Below are 15,640 nucleotides of genomic sequence, written 5' to 3'. Positions count from 1 at the left end.
GGAAGTGGGGCGAATTATAGACACCTCAACGAGCGCGTCAACCGTTATTTTCAAATCAGATGAAATTAGTGGATCCCAAGCCTATAGCTATATAGAGACGGCCAAAACCCGGCCTATCTATATATAGCTACAACACGCCTGCCTCCTTGAGAGCCGCCACCTCATCCCCACTCATACCGAGCAACGCCTGCAGAACCTGCGCTGTATGCTCCCCCAGCAAGGGAGGCGCACGCCGATACTCCACCGGTGTCTCGGACAATCGGATCGGGCTGGCCACCTGCGCCACACGACCACCCAATGCATGCGGCAACTCAATAGCGAGTCCGCGGGCAAGCACCTGGGGATCGTCAAACACCTGCGCCAGATCGTTGACCGGCCCACAAGGCACGCCTGCCGCTTCCAACTCATCCACCCACTGCGCCGTCGTCTTGAACACGGTTGCCTGGCGTATCAGCGGTATCAGCTCACCCCGATTGGCCACGCGCAGCTTATTAGTGAGAAAACGAGGATCTGTCGCCCACTGCGACTGCCCCGCCACCTCGGCAAACTTACGGAACTGGCTGTCGTTGCCTACAGTGAGGATGAAATCCCCATCGGCAGTCGGGAAGTCCTGATACGGCACGATGTTCGGATGGGCATTCCCCAGCCGCTTTGGCGCGACTCCAGTCGTCAGGTAATTCATTGCCTGATTGGCGAGGCAGGCGACCTGCACGTCCAGCAATGCCATATCGATGTACTGACCCACGCCGCTTTGATCACGATGGGCCAGCGCAGCAAGAATAGCGGTCGTCGAATACAACCCGGTCAATATGTCAGTCAGCGCCACCCCGACCTTTACAGGCCCGCCACCTTCATCGCCATCAGGTCGGCCAGTCAGGCTCATCAAACCGCCCAACCCCTGAATCATGAAGTCATAGCCCGCGCGCTTCGCATAAGGACCTGTCTGACCAAACCCGGTGATGGAGCAATAGATAAGCTTCGGATTCACAGCCTTTAACGACGCATAGTCCAGACCATAGGCCGCCAGCCCACCCACCTTGAAATTCTCGATCACGATGTCGGACTTCGCCACCAGCTCGCGCACCAGCCGCTGACCTTCAGGGCGCGTGAAGTCGATGGTCACCGATTGCTTGTTCCGATTGGCCGACAGGTAGTAAGCCGCCTCGGTTGTATTCTGCCCCGCCTCATCCTTCAGAAACGGCGGCCCCCATGAGCGGGTGTCGTCGCCGCATACCGGCCGCTCGACCTTGATGACATCCGCACCCAGGTCGGCAAGTATCTGCCCTGCCCAAGGACCGGCCAGCACACGCGACAGATCCAGCACCCGGATATGAGAAAGCGCGCCCATGATCCGCCCTCCTTAATAGAAGGCCTGAATGCCGGTCTGCGCACGACCCAGAATCAGCGCATGCACGTCGTGCGTGCCTTCATAGGTATTGACCACTTCCAGATTGACCAAATGGCGTGCGATACCAAACTCGTCGGAGATGCCGTTACCGCCAAGCATGTCACGCGCCATGCGTGCGATATCCAGAGACTTGCCGCAGGAATTGCGCTTCATGATCGAGGTGATCTCCACTGCAGCGGTTCCCTCATCTTTCATGCGCCCCAGACGCAGGCAGCCCTGCAGAGCCAGCGTGATCTCGGTCTGCATGTCAGCCAGTTTCTTCTGGATCAACTGATTGGCCGCCAGAGGCCGACCAAATTGCTGTCGATCAAGCGTGTACTGACGAGCCGTGTGCCAGCAGAACTCCGCAGCACCCAAAGCCCCCCAGGAAATACCGTAGCGTGCCGAGTTCAGGCAAGTGAACGGCCCTTTGAGCCCGCGCACGTCCGGAAAGATGTTCTCTTCGGGCACGAATACGTTATCCATCACGATCTCGCCGGTGATGGAGGCTCGCAGACCGACCTTGCCGTGGATCGCCGGAGCGCTGAGACCCGCCCAGCCTTTCTCGAGAACGAAGCCGCGGATATCACCCGCGTCATCCTTCGCCCAGACCACGAACACGTCGGCAATCGGGCTATTGGTGATCCACATCTTGCTGCCGGTCAGGCGATAGCCGCCCTCGACACTTTTGGCGCGGGTGATCATGGCGCCCGGATCGGAACCGTGGTTGGGCTCGGTAAGACCGAAACAGCCAATCCATTCGCCGGAGGCCAGTTTGGGCAGGTACTTCTGTTTCTGCGCCTGCGTACCGAATTCATTGATCGGCACCATGACCAGCGAAGATTGCACGCTCATCATGGAGCGGTAACCGGAGTCGATACGCTCGACCTCACGGGCAATAAGGCCATAGCACACATAATTAAGGCCGCTACCGCCAAACTCTTCTGGAATGGTCGCACCCAGCAATCCCATTTCACCCATCTCGCGAAAGATGGCCGGATCTGTCTGCTCATGCCGAAAGGCTTCCAGTACTCGCGGGGCAAGCTTGCTCTGGGCGAACTGTTCGGCGCTGTCACGAACCATGCGCTCTTCTTCAGTGAGCTGCTGATCCAGCAAAAGAGGATCGATCCAGTTGAAACTCGCTTTGCCGCTCATAACCTGCCCTCACGTATGCCTGAATGGTGTGTGCCTGATCCTAGACCCGGATCGCCGCATCGACAAACGAGGATTCCTCAATCTGTTGTGCTAATTTCTCACTCCGAAACGTTGTAAAGCTCGACAAATCAGAGCGATCAGTGAGGACACCGTACATGAGACGCAAGATACCCAGCACCACCGCACTGATCAGCTTCGAGTCTGCCGCGCGCCACGAGAGCTTCACCAGGGCCGCCGAGGAACTGTCGCTCACCCAAGGGGCCGTATGCAGACAGATCGGTAGTCTGGAAGCGTTTCTTGGCCTCGAGCTTTTCCGGCGCTCACGGCGCGGCGTGAAGCTGACGGAAGCCGGACTTTCCTACAGCCGTCGGGTCGCCCTGCAGCTGGATGCCGTGGAGCGCGACACGCTGTCGATCATGGGTCAGCAGGGAACGAGCGTCATCGAGCTTGCCGTGGTGCCAACCTTCGGCACTCAGTGGCTGCTGCCTCGCCTGAGGGACTTCCAGAACAGGCACCCTGAAGTGACAGTCAACCTCACCAATCGCACACGTCCGTTCCTGTTCGCCGATACCGACTTCGACGCCGCGATCTACTTTGGCGATGCCGAGTGGTCGGGCACCGAAGCACATCGGCTGATGAGTGAGAATTCCATGCCCGTCTGCAGCCCCGCCTTCATGCAAGGCCGCGAGCATCTCGATGCGAGCGAGCTGGCCGAGCTGCCGCTGCTTCAGCAAACCACGCGCCCTTACGCCTGGCGACAGTGGTTCAACGCTCAGAACCTCAACATCGCACGCGACATGACAGGCCCTCGCTACGAGCTGTTCTCCATGCTTGCGCAAGCCGCCATGCACGACATGGGCGTGGCGCTGATCCCACCCTTCCTCATTCAGCGCGAGCTGCATGAAAAACGCCTTGTGATTGCCAACGCCCGTTCGTTACCGAGTAACAAGGCTTATCACCTGATGATTCCGGAGCGAAAAGTCGAATCAGCATCATTGCGGGCTTTCCGCGACTGGCTCATTGATCAGGCAAATGGCTACACGCTGCCATCCGTAAGGGCTTGAGCCTCTGTGACAAGGCGTAGTGCATGATGCTTATCACCTACAGATATAAGCATATGTCGCATATACAACAGTTGTACGATAACGCTCAACAATGCCTTAAACCTTTTATTTATAAGGGATAAAGCCCTTTTTTCAGTTTTTCGGCTGCGTGCAGGAAAAACGTCGGTCTTTACCCCGATCCAGCTATAAACTCAGAAAAGCCCCGTAAACAAAGGCCTGAAGGCGACCTGTGCGACAATAGGTCACAGGATGACTTGTAGTTAATTTTCAGTCTCGTTACATAATGTGTTGAAGCCCTTTGACTTCGCCTGCAAAATGCGGCGCTCCCTGTATTCAGGGGCGTGCTGACCGGCTACTCCAGACGCACCAGCCGTAGTGCACTGGTTTATTCATGAAGATAAAAAGATCGCGCAGGAGATTCTGTCGTGCACATTGGTGTTCCTCTCGAAACCCAGTCAGGTGAAACCCGGGTGGCTGCCACCCCGGAGACCATCAAGAAGCTGATCAGCCAGGGACATAGCGTCACTGTACAAAGCGGAGCAGGCATTCATGCCAGCGTACCGGACAGTGCCTATGAGGCCGCAGGCGCCGCCATAAGCGGAGCCGACGACACCTTCGCCAGCGAACTTATCCTCAAGGTCGTGGCCCCGAATGAAAGCGAACTGACGCTTATAAAGAGCGGCACGATCGTGATCGGGATGCTCAACCCCTTCAATAACGAGAACATCGCCCGGATGGCCGAGCGTGGCATTACCGCCTTCGCGCTTGAAGCCGCTCCAAGAACCTCGCGAGCACAGAGCCTGGACGTGCTGTCGTCGCAGGCCAACATTGCCGGTTACAAGGCCGTTCTGCTCGCCGCTCATCACTACCCGCGCTTCATGCCGATGCTGATGACTGCCGCCGGAACGGTGAAAGCTGCCAGGGTGCTGATCCTCGGCGCCGGTGTGGCCGGCCTGCAGGCGATCGCCACTGCCAAGCGTCTGGGTGCAGTGGTCGAAGCGTCGGACGTGCGACCGGCTGTGAAAGAGCAGATCGAATCGCTGGGTGCGAAATTCATAGATGTCCCTTACGAGACCGACGAAGAGCGCGAATGCGCTGAAGGCGTCGGTGGTTACGCACGCCCCATGCCCGCCAGCTGGATGCAGCGTCAGGCTGTCGCCGTGCATGAACGCGCAAAGCTTTCGGACATCGTCATCACCACCGCGCTGATCCCCGGCCGCAAGGCACCGGTACTCCTGAGCGCCGAGACCGTGGCACAGATGAAACCGGGCTCCGTGGTGATCGACCTCGCTGCCGCGCAGGGTGGCAACTGCCCGCTCACCGTAGCGGATCAGGTCACGATCGAGCATGGCGTGACCATCGTCGGCCACACCAATCTGCCAGCGCTGGTCGCCGCCGATGCCTCGGCGCTGTACGCGCGCAACCTGCTGGACTTCATGAAGCTGCTGTTCGACAAGGACGGCGCATTCTCGATCAACCTGGAAGACGACATCGTCGCCGCGTGCCTGATGTGCCGCGACGGCCAGGTCATCCGCAAGAACGGCTGAGGACACACCAATGGAAGAGTTGATCTCCCCGGGCATCTACAACCTGATCATTTTCGTGCTGGCGATCTATGTTGGCTACCACGTGGTCTGGAACGTGACGCCTGCGCTGCACACGCCATTGATGGCCGTGACCAACGCTATCTCCGCGATCGTGATTGTAGGTGCGATGCTCGCCGCCGCGCTCACGGTCACTCCGCTGGGCAAGACCATGGGCACGCTGGCGGTCGCGCTGGCCGCGGTCAACGTGTTCGGCGGCTTTCTGGTTACCCGGCGGATGCTGGAAATGTTCAAGAAAAAGGCACCTAAAGCGAAAGACGAGGTGCAGAAGCCATGAGTATGAATCTGGTAACGCTGCTGTATCTGATCGCGTCGATCTGCTTCATCCAGGCACTCAAAGGCCTGTCCCACCCGACGACTTCGCGCCGTGGCAACCTGTTCGGCATGCTGGGCATGGGGCTGGCAGTCATCACAACGATCGGCCTGGTGTTCAAGCTCGCGGCCTTGTCGACCGCTGAAGGCACCAGCGCAGGGATCGGCTATATAGTCGTCGGCCTGTTGGTCGGCGGCACAGCCGGTTCGATCATGGCCAAGCGCGTCGAGATGACCAAGATGCCGGAGCTGGTGGCCTTCATGCACAGCATGATCGGTCTGGCAGCGGTGTTCATTGCCATCGCGGCGGTGGTCGAGCCTCAGTCGCTGGGTATCGTTCGCAACCTGGGCGACGCCATCCCGACCGGCAATCGTCTGGAACTGTTCCTGGGCGCGGCGATTGGTGCGATCACCTTCTCCGGCTCGGTAATTGCGTTCGGCAAGCTGTCAGGCAAGTACAGGTTTCGTCTGTTTCAGGGGGCACCCGTACAGTTTGCCGGGCAGCACAAGCTGAACCTGATTCTCGGCCTGGCCACACTGTTCTTCGGTCTGACATTCATGTTCACCGGCAGCCTGACCGCGTTCGCCATCATGCTCGCCCTGGCATTCGTGATCGGCGTTCTGCTGATCATCCCGATTGGCGGAGCCGACATGCCGGTGGTGGTCTCGATGCTCAACAGCTATTCGGGCTGGGCGGCAGCGGGCATCGGTTTCTCGTTGAACAACTCGATGCTGATCATCGCCGGTTCGCTGGTGGGCTCTTCCGGGGCGATCCTGTCGTACATCATGTGCAAGGCGATGAACCGCTCCTTCTTCAATGTCATCGGCGGCGGCTTCGGCGGCGCAACGGACACGGCTGGCCCGGCGGGTGCCAAGGAAGCACGCCCGGTGAAATCCGGTTCGGCGGACGACGCCACCTTCCTGCTGACCAATGCCGACACGGTAATCATCGTGCCGGGCTACGGTCTGGCAGTGGCACGTGCCCAGCACGCGCTCAAGGAGTTGACCGAGAAGCTGGTGCATCACGGCGTCACGGTGAAATACGCGATCCATCCGGTGGCAGGACGCATGCCAGGCCACATGAACGTGCTGCTGGCCGAGGCAGAAGTGCCTTATGACCAGGTGTTCGAGATGGACGACATCAACTCCGAGTTCGGTCAGGCAGACGTGGTGCTGGTGCTCGGCGCCAACGACGTGGTCAACCCGGCTGCCAAGAACGATCCGAAATCGCCGATTGCCGGAATGCCGATCCTCGAAGCGTTCAAGGCCAAGACCATCATCGTCAACAAGCGCTCGATGGCCAGCGGCTACGCCGGTCTGGATAACGAACTGTTCTATCTGGACAAGACCATGATGGTGTTCGGAGACGCCAAAAAGGTGATCGAGGACATGGTGAAGGCGGTCGATAACGCATAGCCTGCATCTGCTTCAGCACAGCCCCGGCTCGCGTTGCGACCGGGGCTTTTTACATTTCACGTAACAGTGTTTTGCGCTGAGACCCGCTAATTAGAGCCCTCAAATTCGACCATGGTAGCGGGACGAACAAGGCCCGACTCTCTAGACTTGTCGCTCGTCTCCACCTCCGAGAAAGAATCCATGTACCGTGACCGTATCCGCCTGCCCTCCCTGATGAGCAAGGTAATGAGCGCAGCCGACGCCGCTGCCCTGATCGAAGATGGCATGACCGTCGGCATGAGTGGCTTCACCCGCGCAGGCGAAGCCAAAGCCGTTCCCCAGGCGCTGGCCGAACGCGCCAAGACCTCGCCACTGAAGATCAGCCTGATGACAGGCGCCAGCCTGGGCAACGATCTGGACAAGCAACTCACCGAATCCGGTGTGCTTTCCCGGCGCATGCCGTTCCAGGTGGACAGCACGTTGCGCCGCGCCATCAACGACGGCACCGTCATGTTCATCGATCAGCACCTGTCCGATACCGTCGAGCAATTGCGCAATCGCCAGATCAAGGCCGTCGACCTGGCCGTGATCGAATGCGTCGCCATCACCGAGGACGGTCATCTGGTGTTGAGCACCTCGGTGGGAAACTCCGCCAGCTTCGCCATTCTCGCCAAGCAGGTGATCGTCGAGATCAATCTGGCCCAGCCGCTTGAGCTGGAAGGCCTGCATGACGTCTACATTCCGAGTTACCGCCCTACGCGCCTGCCGATTCCGGTGCTGGAAGCCGATTCACGGATTGGCAGCCATGCAGTGAAGATCGATCCGGCCAAAATTATCGGCATCGTCATCAGCAACCAGCCTGACTCCCCGTCCACTGTGCTGCCACCGGATGTGGAAACGCAGGCCATCGCCCAACACCTGGTGGAGTTCTTCAAGAATGAAGTGCGTGAAGAACGGCTGACCAACACCCTGATGCCATTACAGGCAGGCATCGGGACCATTGCCAACGCAGTCATGCACGGTTTGCTGGATTCGCCCTTCCATGACATGACCATGTATTCGGAGGTGTTGCAGGATTCCACCTTCGATCTGTTCGATGCAGGCAAATTGAGCTTTGCCTCGGGCAGCTCCATGACGCTTTCAGCCTCCAAGCACGCTCAGGTGTTTGCCGACTTCAATCGCTACAAATCCAGACTGGTGCTGCGCCCGCAGGAAATCTCCAATCATCCGGAAGTCATTCGCCGCCTGGGTATCATCGGGATCAACACGGCCCTGGAGTTCGACCTGTATGGCAACGTGAACTCCACCCATGTGTGCGGCACGCGAATGATGAATGGCATCGGCGGCTCCGGCGACTTCTCACGCAACGCGCATCTGGCCATCTTCGTGACCAAGTCGATTGCCAAGGGCGGCTCGATTTCCAGCGTGGTGCCGATGGTGAGCCATGTCGATCACACCGAGCATGATGTGGACATTCTGGTGACCGAACAGGGTCTGGCGGATCTGCGTGGTCTGGCGCCGCGTGAGCGCGCCCGGGTGATCATCGACAACTGTGTTCATCCTGATTATCGCGCCGCGCTGAACGACTATTTCAACGCCGCCTGCCAGCGCGGTGGCCATACGCCTCACATACTGCGCGACGCACTGAGTTGGCACCTGAATCTGGAAGAGACCGGTCGCATGTTGCCCGTCTGAACAAGACAGTTGGAGGTGAGTAAATGGTTTTGTTGCCCACCTTTCCACTGTTACTCCCTGTACTTGAAAAAACTGTACTGCTGTACTGGTCAAAAGTAGCATGAGGTGAGTCAGATTTAGTGCGACCCACTGCAAAATGCACTAAAAATGTGCAGACCGGTACAGTTGCCCCAATAACGAACAAAACAGTCCCTATAAACAGTTAACTGAACCCTCACAATACAGATGAACTGTGTCTATTGGGGCTGGCCAATCAAGCGGAGAATGGGCACCAGTCAAGCAACTCACTTATCCCGCCACAAGCGGAAGGAAGTCACACCATGGAACGTACAATCAGTTCCGATCTGTTCAGCGAAAGCACCGCCACTACTGCCAAATCGTCCTTGCCTCTGCGCATGTTCGCCAACCTGATGCTCTGGCAGCGTCGTCTCTCCAGCCGCCATCAACTGGCTCGCCTGGATGCACGTTTGCTGGCCGACGCAGGTATCAGCGAAGCACAGCGTTACGAAGAGCTGAGCAAGCCGTTCTGGCGCTAACGCAGCGCCCGCTGGCCCCAGACTGCTGAAGTCTCCCGCCAGCAACCCGAATTGCTTCATACAAGACCCGATTCAGGCAACTGAATCGGGTCTTGTCATTTGCGCTGCAAGGATTTCAAAAGCAAAACAAGTACAGTTTTAAATGTTACAAAAAGAAGCCGGTACAGTTACCATTTCATGTATGCCGTATGGCGTTTCAACGCGGTATTGCAATAGCAAGCCGGACAGCGCTGATATAGGCTGGACGCCTGATCGGCCTGGCACACAGCCTGTGCCTCCCGCAACCTCTGCCTGTAACTCCATCTGACGGAATTCGACCATGTCCCTGCTACGTACCTTTGGCGCTGCCGTTCTGCTGACTGCCGCTGCCGCAAGCGCCAACGCCTCCAGCTTCATCGTGACGACCGACACAGTCGTCGGCGCTGTCGCGGCATCGACCGATGCGACCTCCGATATTTCGTCTTCGTTCAAGGACGACAAGATCGTTCGCGCAGCACGTGACGATGCCGCCAGCTTCGTGGCCAGCGCCGGCGATATCCGCGGTGCGCAACTGGAAGGCGCCTTCCAGCACATCCGTCAGCAGTTGCCTGAACTGCACTCCACCGATGCCCAGCTGGCTCAGGCCATTCTGGCCATCTGACGAGTGCCTCCGGCGGCCTGCAAGCTGCCGGGGTAGCTCCGGCCAGAGCATTGCGCTAGCCTTGACGCCTGTTTTGCCGGTACGTGAAAGCCATGCGTTCATTGCACTCTCTTTTGCTCGCTTCTCTCGCCAGCCTGGTCTGGACGGGTTCTGCCCATGCCTTCGACTCAACCACGCAGGGCCTGGTCAAGACCGGGTATGCCACCAGCCAGGTCAGCAGCTCACCGTTCGATAACAAGCAGATCATGGCAGCTCAGGATGATGCTGCTGCGTTCATCGCCAGCGACGGCAAGATCCGCGGGGCCCGACTCGAATCGGCCTTGCGCAGCCTGCGCCAGGCTGATGAAAAACTTCGTGCCAGCGACCTTGAACTGGCGCAGGCAATCCTCGTCCAATAGCCACTTTGCCCTTCTGCGTAACTGGAGATGTTACTGACATGCGTACGCCGCTGATTGCTGTTTCCCTTGGCCTGCTGCTGATGGCCGACCTGGCCCAGGCTCAGACCGTTGTTGCCACGAGTAACATCATTGTCCGTGCATTTGGTCGTACCATCGACTTCACCTCGGACACCACCACCTCGATCCGCGACTCCAAAGTCGTGCGCGAAGCCCGGGACGATGCAGCCAGCTACGTCGCCAGCAACGGCGACATCCATGGCGCCCAGCTCGACGCGGCCTTCGATACGCTGCGTGCCCGCGTGCCGGAAGCGCGCGATGCCAGCGACCAGACACTGGCTGAAGCCATCCTCGCACTGTGAGGCGACTTGGCGTCTGGCTGCTTGCCGGCGCATTGTCGCTGGTCGGGACTTATGCTTCAGCCAGCCTGAAGCTTGAGCTGCAGACCAACGGCCTTGATGCGGCCCAACAGCAAGCCAGCCAGGCGCTGATCGACGAGGCCATGCGCGCTCTGCCGCCCAGCTTCGTCGAGTCGCTGGACCGCACCGTCAACGTGAGCTGGTCCAGTGACATGCCGCAGAATGCCTACGGCCAGGCGGCAGGCCCTTATCAGCTGTACCTCAATACCCATCTGTTGCCTGCGCTGACCGACGGCTCTGCCGCGACGACGCAGACCGGTCGGCCGCACGGCACGGTACGCCGGGAAATGCTCGCCACCGTTCTGCATGAGCTGACTCACATTTATGACCGCGCACGCCTGTGGTCGGCGAGCGAGCGGGCGACGCTGGTGCGCTGTTCACGTCGCAACAGCTCGCTGGGCAACGTCGGCCTGCCCGATGACTGCCGCGGCCAGACCGAACGACGTTTCACCCTGAGCGACGATCCTCGCCTGCTGGACCTTGCCGGCTGGCAACAATACGTCGGACGCCGTGGCGAACGAGAAGAACATAACGGTCAGGTTGCCCGCAGTCCCGACATCTACGAGACCACCAGCCCGCTCGAGTTCGTGGCGGTGAACATGGAGTACTTCCTGCTCGACCCGGCCTACGCCTGTCGTCGTCCTGCGCTGTACGCCTACTACAAGGAGCGTTTCGGCTGGGCACCTGCTGCGAAAGAGACCTGCCCGACCTTTTATCCGTACCTGAACGCGGGCAGTGATTTTGGCCGCGAGCCTCTGGGCAAGCTGGACCCCGAACGCGTCTACGCCGTCGACTACCTGTTGGCCGAGGCGAATCAGAACTGGGTGAGCCGTTGGGGCCACAGCATGCTGCGTCTGGTGATCTGCAAGCCGGGGCGCCCGCGCGGGCCGGACTGTCGGCTCGACCTGGACCAGCATCTGGTCCTGTCCTACCGCGCCTTTGTGGGAGACGTACAGTTATCCAGCTGGGACGGCCTGATGGGCGCGTACCCTTCGCGACTGTTCGTGCTGCCGCTGGCGCAGGTAATCGACGAATACACCAAGACAGAACTGCGCAGTCTGGCGTCGGTACCGATCACGCTGTCGCGCCCTGAAATCGAAGGGCTGGTCCAGCACGCCGCCGAAATGCACTGGAGCTACGACGGCAACTATTACTTCCTGTCGAACAACTGCGCGGTGGAGAACCTCAAGCTGCTTCGCAGCGGTACGCATAACCCCAAGCTGGTCGGTCTGGACAGCATCCTGCCCAACGGCTTGCTCGAAGTGCTCAAAGGGCGTGGTCTGGCTGATACCAGCGTGCTGGACGATCCCAAGGAAGCGTTACGGCTTGGCTACCGCTTCGATTCCTATCGCGACCGCTATCAGGCCATGTTCGAGGTGCTGAAGAAGCAACTGCCGATCCGGCAGACCACCGTCGAAGACTGGATGAGTCTGCCTGCTCACGAGCGCAGTCAGTGGTTCGACAAGGCTGACCTGCGCACCAGCGCCGCCATTCTGCTGCTGGAACAGGCCAGCCTGCGTCGACAGTTGCTGCTGGCCCAGGACGAAGTGAAGCAGAGCTATCTCGGGGCTCGGGAGCAGAAAGACGGCCGCGTCTCGAAAGCGACCGGCACCTTGCAGGAACTGCTGGCCAGCAGCGGCTTCCTCAGCCGCCCTGCAGAATTGCTCGGCAGCAGAGGTTACGGCTTGCCGCAGGCTACGGAATGGCAACAGCTGGAAAGCGAGAGCAGCCAGCGCCAGAAGCAACTCAAGCGCCTGACGGGCGACCTCGACAAGGAAGTACGCGCGTTGCTGGGTCCGGAACGTGCGAAGGAAATCGCCGCAAACGAAGCCAACCTCAAACAGATGGGTGATCACCTGCGCGCCTTGCACAAGGCGTCTGGCGGACTTCAGCTACCTTGATCAGCCGGTCTTCTTTTTAGGCTTGAGATATTTGGTGAGGCCCTGGAACCAGATCACCAGGGCTGGATTACCCTTGATCTGAATGTCCTTGTCCTGGATGCCCTGCATAAAGGCCAGCTGCTTGTTCTTGGCCTGCAGAGTGGCAAAGCCGAATGCGGCATCGCGAAACGAGATGGCAAACGCAGGCTCTGCAGCCAGCCCTTTCACACTGTGAATACGCTGATCACGAACCACGAAGTGGCGGGCGATCCTGCCGTCTGTTGTCTGCAACTGGAACGTCAGGTCCTTGCCCGCCAATTGTTGCTGGAACGCAGGGTTGTTACGACTGGCGCGGCCCATCAACAGGCCCAGCATCCAGAGAAGAAAGCGAAATTTCATGTAACAGCCTCAGCAAGAGTTCGAACCGGCGGTCAGAATCGGCGGCGCAGTGTAGCGGCTTATCCGCCTGTTTCCTGTAGGAAAATTCTTATTTTCGGCGAGAATCGAGACAATTTTTTCAGCTCGTGAGTGCTGCCCTGACGGGCACGGCAGCACTTCGGCGATCAATCAGCGGATGCTGCTGATGCTGCCCTTGTTACCCGTAACCTTCACATTCACCTTCTTGAAGATGAAGTAGTCCTTCACGTTGACTTCATAACGCGGCGCAACGATCAGGTCGGCACCGGAAGATTTGACAGCCTTGTAGGCTGCGGCAGCCTTGGCCGTCGATACCGGGTCTGGAAGTGCCAGGCCCATTCCGCCGCCGCTCGCACCGCCGTAGGCAACGCCGTCCGCGAACTGGGTATCGCCACCGATGCTCAGGAAGTTGAACAGTACGTTGGTGGAGGACTCGCCACTGATGGTGCCGCCCACTTTCACGTCAGCCTTCAGATCGGTTTTGACGGTGCCTTCCAGTGGTGCAGTCGGCTGGCTCACGTTGTAGCTGACGCAGCCCGAGGTGGCGGCGATCAGGGTTGCAACAGCAGCGAACTTCCATAGCTTATTCATTTTTGACTTCCCAAGATTTAGTGTTCAGCGCCGCGAGCCAGAAAAGCTGCGGGAGCGGGACTTTAAGGGAATGAGCAACGATAAAAAGTCAGGAAAGACTGAGCTGTTGGAAGGCAGACGAGTGCAATCAAGTAGGAAACTTCTTACGAAGGGTCAACGCGACGACATTGACGCCACGGTTGTTCTGCGCGCATGAAAAACGGGCACCCAGTCTGACTGATGTGCCCGTCGCTCACTGCTTACCTCCCGCCGAGGCAAGCCGTTGTTATCAGGATTTCTTCTTTTTGGCTGGCTCGGGATTGACGCTGTCTTTCAAGGCTTTGCCCGGTTTGAAGGCAACCGTGTTGCTTGCCTTGATTTTCACCGGTTCGCCGGTTTGCGGATTCTTGCCGGTACGGGCTCCACGATGGCGTTGCAGGAATGTACCGAAGCCAACCAGGGTGACACTGTCCTTGCGAGACAGAGCGCCGGTGATTTCTTCAAGAATGGCATTGAGAACACGGTTGGATTGATCTTTGGTCAGATCCGCCTTTTCAGCAATGGCGGCTGCAAGTTGTGGTTTACGCATATGAAGCCTCTTTTACGGTTTTTGTTTTTATGTTCCGTACTGCTTATGGCAAACAGTAACAAGGCGCCGCGACGGCTCTACGTAGCGGCAGACGAGAGCGAGGATGGCATGCCGACGTTACCTGCGCCAGTGGATGGACGAGGTTTATCGGTACAAATAAGTGTTCTATCCGACAAAATGACGCGAAATTATGCCAATAACGCAGGTAACGCCTTGTTCAGGGCGAGTTTTTCCATAACGGCGGCGCCGGTCAACGCGTAACCCAGCAATTGTCCCTCGGCGTCGTGACACAGTGCCTTGATGTCGGCGCCCTGCCCTTCGACGCTCCAGACACCCTGTGTTCCACGCGGAGGCGGCGAAACCACCAGCGGGCAGGCAGGCGTCTTGACAGTGATCGGCATCGGCCCGTATTTCACCGACGTGGGTGTTCCGGCCAGGGTCTGGGCCAAGGCTCTTGCGCAGCTCATCAGGGGCATCACGTACAGCAGGTTCAAGCCGTCGACTTCCGCGCAGTCGCCCAGCGCATGGATGTTGGCGTGCGACGTCTGCAGATAACGATCAACCAGAATGCCGCGTCCGGTCTGCAAACCTGCGGCTGCCGCCAGATCGATTCTGGGCCGCAGGCCGATAGCCGACACCACCAGATCGCAGGTGATCACCTGACCGTCGGACAAATGGGCTTCCAGCCCCTCACCACTGCGTTGCAGGCGCGTGAGCACCGGCCCCAGGTGGAAACGCGCGCCCAGCCCTTCGAGCCCTATCTGCACAGCCGCCGCGGCGGCGGCGGGCAGCAGCGTTGGCATGACGTGTTCACAGGGCGCGACCAGATCCACTTCGTAGCCGCCCAGCATCAGGTCGTTGGCAAATTCGCAGCCGATCAGGCCTGCACCCAGAATCAGTACACGGCGCTTGCCGGCAGCGGCCGCCCGAAAGCGCGCGTAGTCCTGCAGATCGTTGATCGGGAACACCGCATCCGCTGCGTCGCCCTCGATCGGCACGCGGATGGTTTCAGCGCCCCAGGCCAGCACCAGATCGCGGTAATACACAGCCTCTTCACCGATCCACAGGCGCTTGTGGCCGGGATCGATACCGCTGATGCGCGTGTGCGTGCGCACTTCAGCCTTCAATTGGTCGGCCATGGCGCCAGGCTCGGCCATGCTCAGCCCGTCGGCCTCCTTGTTCTTGCCAAACCCGGTGGACAGCATGGGCTTGGAGTACGACCGGCCGTCATCGGCAGTGATCAGCAACAGCGGCGTTTCGCTGTCCAGCTTGCGAAATTCCCGAGCGAGGTTGTAGCCCGCAAGGCCGGTACCGATGATGACGACAGGTGCGCTCATTGCTGTTTCCCGAGTGAGGTGGATCAACCGATTTCGATCATTTCAAAGTCCATCTTGCCGACGCCACAGTCGGGGCACAGCCAGTCTTCCGGTACATCCTGCCAGAGCGTGCCCGGCGCGATGCCGTCATCCGGCCAGCCATCGGCTTCGTTGTAAATCAGACCACAGACAATGCATTGCCACTTCTTCATGGTTCGGTTCTCTATTCATCAGGCTGAGTATTGGCGCAGCGGTCGTTCGCCGCT

At 59.0% G+C, this 15,640-nt stretch carries 17 protein-coding genes; 10 read left to right on the top strand and 7 right to left on the bottom strand.

Annotated elements, in window-relative coordinates:
* Window positions 1–127: 127 nt before the first annotated feature.
* Window positions 128–1,351 carry a CaiB/BaiF CoA transferase family protein gene (locus QRN20_RS07870; protein ID WP_205929099.1) on the bottom strand — a complete coding sequence of 408 codons (1,224 nt, stop codon included), beginning with the start codon at window positions 1,349–1,351 and terminating at the stop codon, window positions 128–130.
* A 9-nt stretch (window positions 1,352–1,360) separates the two neighbouring features.
* The gene (locus QRN20_RS07865; RefSeq protein ID WP_122427752.1) at window positions 1,361–2,542 is read right to left on the bottom strand and encodes an acyl-CoA dehydrogenase; all 1,182 of its coding nucleotides are present in this window, start codon (window positions 2,540–2,542) and stop codon (window positions 1,361–1,363) included.
* A gap of 155 nt (window positions 2,543–2,697) precedes the next feature.
* Here QRN20_RS07865 and QRN20_RS07860 point away from each other — a divergent pair, with 155 nt between their 5' ends.
* The 10 genes from QRN20_RS07860 to QRN20_RS07815 all read left to right on the top strand — a co-directional run bounded on the left by QRN20_RS07860 (window position 2,698) and on the right by QRN20_RS07815 (window position 12,503).
* Window positions 2,698–3,606, top strand: coding sequence for a LysR family transcriptional regulator (locus QRN20_RS07860; RefSeq protein WP_029241619.1), 909 nt, complete (start codon window positions 2,698–2,700; stop codon window positions 3,604–3,606).
* Between the two features lie 425 nt (window positions 3,607–4,031).
* The gene (locus tag QRN20_RS07855; protein ID WP_029241620.1) at window positions 4,032–5,153 is read left to right on the top strand and encodes a Re/Si-specific NAD(P)(+) transhydrogenase subunit alpha; all 1,122 of its coding nucleotides are present in this window, start codon (window positions 4,032–4,034) and stop codon (window positions 5,151–5,153) included.
* A gap of 10 nt (window positions 5,154–5,163) precedes the next feature.
* Window positions 5,164–5,487: an NAD(P) transhydrogenase subunit alpha part 2 gene (locus QRN20_RS07850; RefSeq protein WP_004881581.1), complete on the top strand. Its 324-nt coding sequence runs from the start codon at window positions 5,164–5,166 to the stop codon at window positions 5,485–5,487.
* On the top strand, window positions 5,484–6,938 hold the full coding sequence (locus QRN20_RS07845; RefSeq protein WP_025995426.1) for an NAD(P)(+) transhydrogenase (Re/Si-specific) subunit beta: 1,455 nt from the start codon (window positions 5,484–5,486) through the stop codon (window positions 6,936–6,938). Before QRN20_RS07850 ends, QRN20_RS07845 begins: the two co-directional genes overlap by 4 nt.
* A gap of 180 nt (window positions 6,939–7,118) precedes the next feature.
* The gene (gene scpC, locus QRN20_RS07840) at window positions 7,119–8,612 is read left to right on the top strand and encodes a succinyl-CoA:acetate CoA-transferase ScpC (RefSeq protein WP_285360073.1); all 1,494 of its coding nucleotides are present in this window, start codon (window positions 7,119–7,121) and stop codon (window positions 8,610–8,612) included.
* A 320-nt stretch (window positions 8,613–8,932) separates the two neighbouring features.
* Window positions 8,933–9,148 carry a DUF1127 domain-containing protein gene (locus QRN20_RS07835; protein WP_004881584.1) on the top strand — a complete coding sequence of 72 codons (216 nt, stop codon included), beginning with the start codon at window positions 8,933–8,935 and terminating at the stop codon, window positions 9,146–9,148.
* Window positions 9,149–9,467: 319 nt separating this feature from the next.
* The gene (locus QRN20_RS07830; RefSeq protein WP_285360071.1) at window positions 9,468–9,788 is read left to right on the top strand and encodes a DUF2388 domain-containing protein; all 321 of its coding nucleotides are present in this window, start codon (window positions 9,468–9,470) and stop codon (window positions 9,786–9,788) included.
* A 92-nt stretch (window positions 9,789–9,880) separates the two neighbouring features.
* A complete protein-coding gene (locus tag QRN20_RS07825) occupies window positions 9,881–10,186 on the top strand; it encodes a DUF2388 domain-containing protein (protein WP_029241621.1) in 306 nt (101 codons plus the stop codon).
* Between the two features lie 38 nt (window positions 10,187–10,224).
* Complete coding sequence (locus QRN20_RS07820; RefSeq protein ID WP_004881587.1) at window positions 10,225–10,545, top strand: DUF2388 domain-containing protein; 321 nt, start codon at window positions 10,225–10,227, stop codon at window positions 10,543–10,545.
* Entirely contained in the window at window positions 10,542–12,503 is a 1,962-nt protein-coding gene (locus QRN20_RS07815) for a DUF7844 domain-containing protein (RefSeq protein WP_025995430.1), read from the top strand. Before QRN20_RS07820 ends, QRN20_RS07815 begins: the two co-directional genes overlap by 4 nt.
* Here QRN20_RS07815 and QRN20_RS07810 read toward each other — a convergent pair whose 3' ends face one another.
* From QRN20_RS07810 to QRN20_RS07790, 5 genes are all read right to left on the bottom strand, one after another.
* Window positions 12,504–12,881: an SCP2 sterol-binding domain-containing protein gene (locus tag QRN20_RS07810; RefSeq protein WP_004881594.1), complete on the bottom strand. Its 378-nt coding sequence runs from the start codon at window positions 12,879–12,881 to the stop codon at window positions 12,504–12,506.
* Between the two features lie 168 nt (window positions 12,882–13,049).
* Window positions 13,050–13,490, bottom strand: coding sequence for a hypothetical protein (locus tag QRN20_RS07805; RefSeq protein ID WP_025995431.1), 441 nt, complete (start codon window positions 13,488–13,490; stop codon window positions 13,050–13,052).
* A gap of 268 nt (window positions 13,491–13,758) precedes the next feature.
* Window positions 13,759–14,058, bottom strand: a complete 300-nt coding sequence (locus tag QRN20_RS07800; RefSeq protein ID WP_004881597.1) for an HU family DNA-binding protein — start codon at window positions 14,056–14,058, stop codon at window positions 13,759–13,761.
* 188 nt (window positions 14,059–14,246) lie between these two features.
* Window positions 14,247–15,395: an NAD(P)/FAD-dependent oxidoreductase gene (locus tag QRN20_RS07795; RefSeq protein ID WP_029241622.1), complete on the bottom strand. Its 1,149-nt coding sequence runs from the start codon at window positions 15,393–15,395 to the stop codon at window positions 14,247–14,249.
* Window positions 15,396–15,418: 23 nt separating this feature from the next.
* Window positions 15,419–15,586: a rubredoxin gene (locus QRN20_RS07790; RefSeq protein WP_002555879.1), complete on the bottom strand. Its 168-nt coding sequence runs from the start codon at window positions 15,584–15,586 to the stop codon at window positions 15,419–15,421.
* Window positions 15,587–15,640: the final 54 nt, after the last annotated feature.

Source organism: Pseudomonas sp. fls2-241-TYG-175 (genome assembly GCF_030209155.1).
Classification (GTDB): Bacteria; Pseudomonadota; Gammaproteobacteria; order Pseudomonadales; family Pseudomonadaceae; genus Aquipseudomonas; species Aquipseudomonas viridiflava.
The sequence above is the reverse complement of the archived record's forward strand: the minus strand, read 5'-3'. Positions and strand labels throughout refer to the sequence as shown.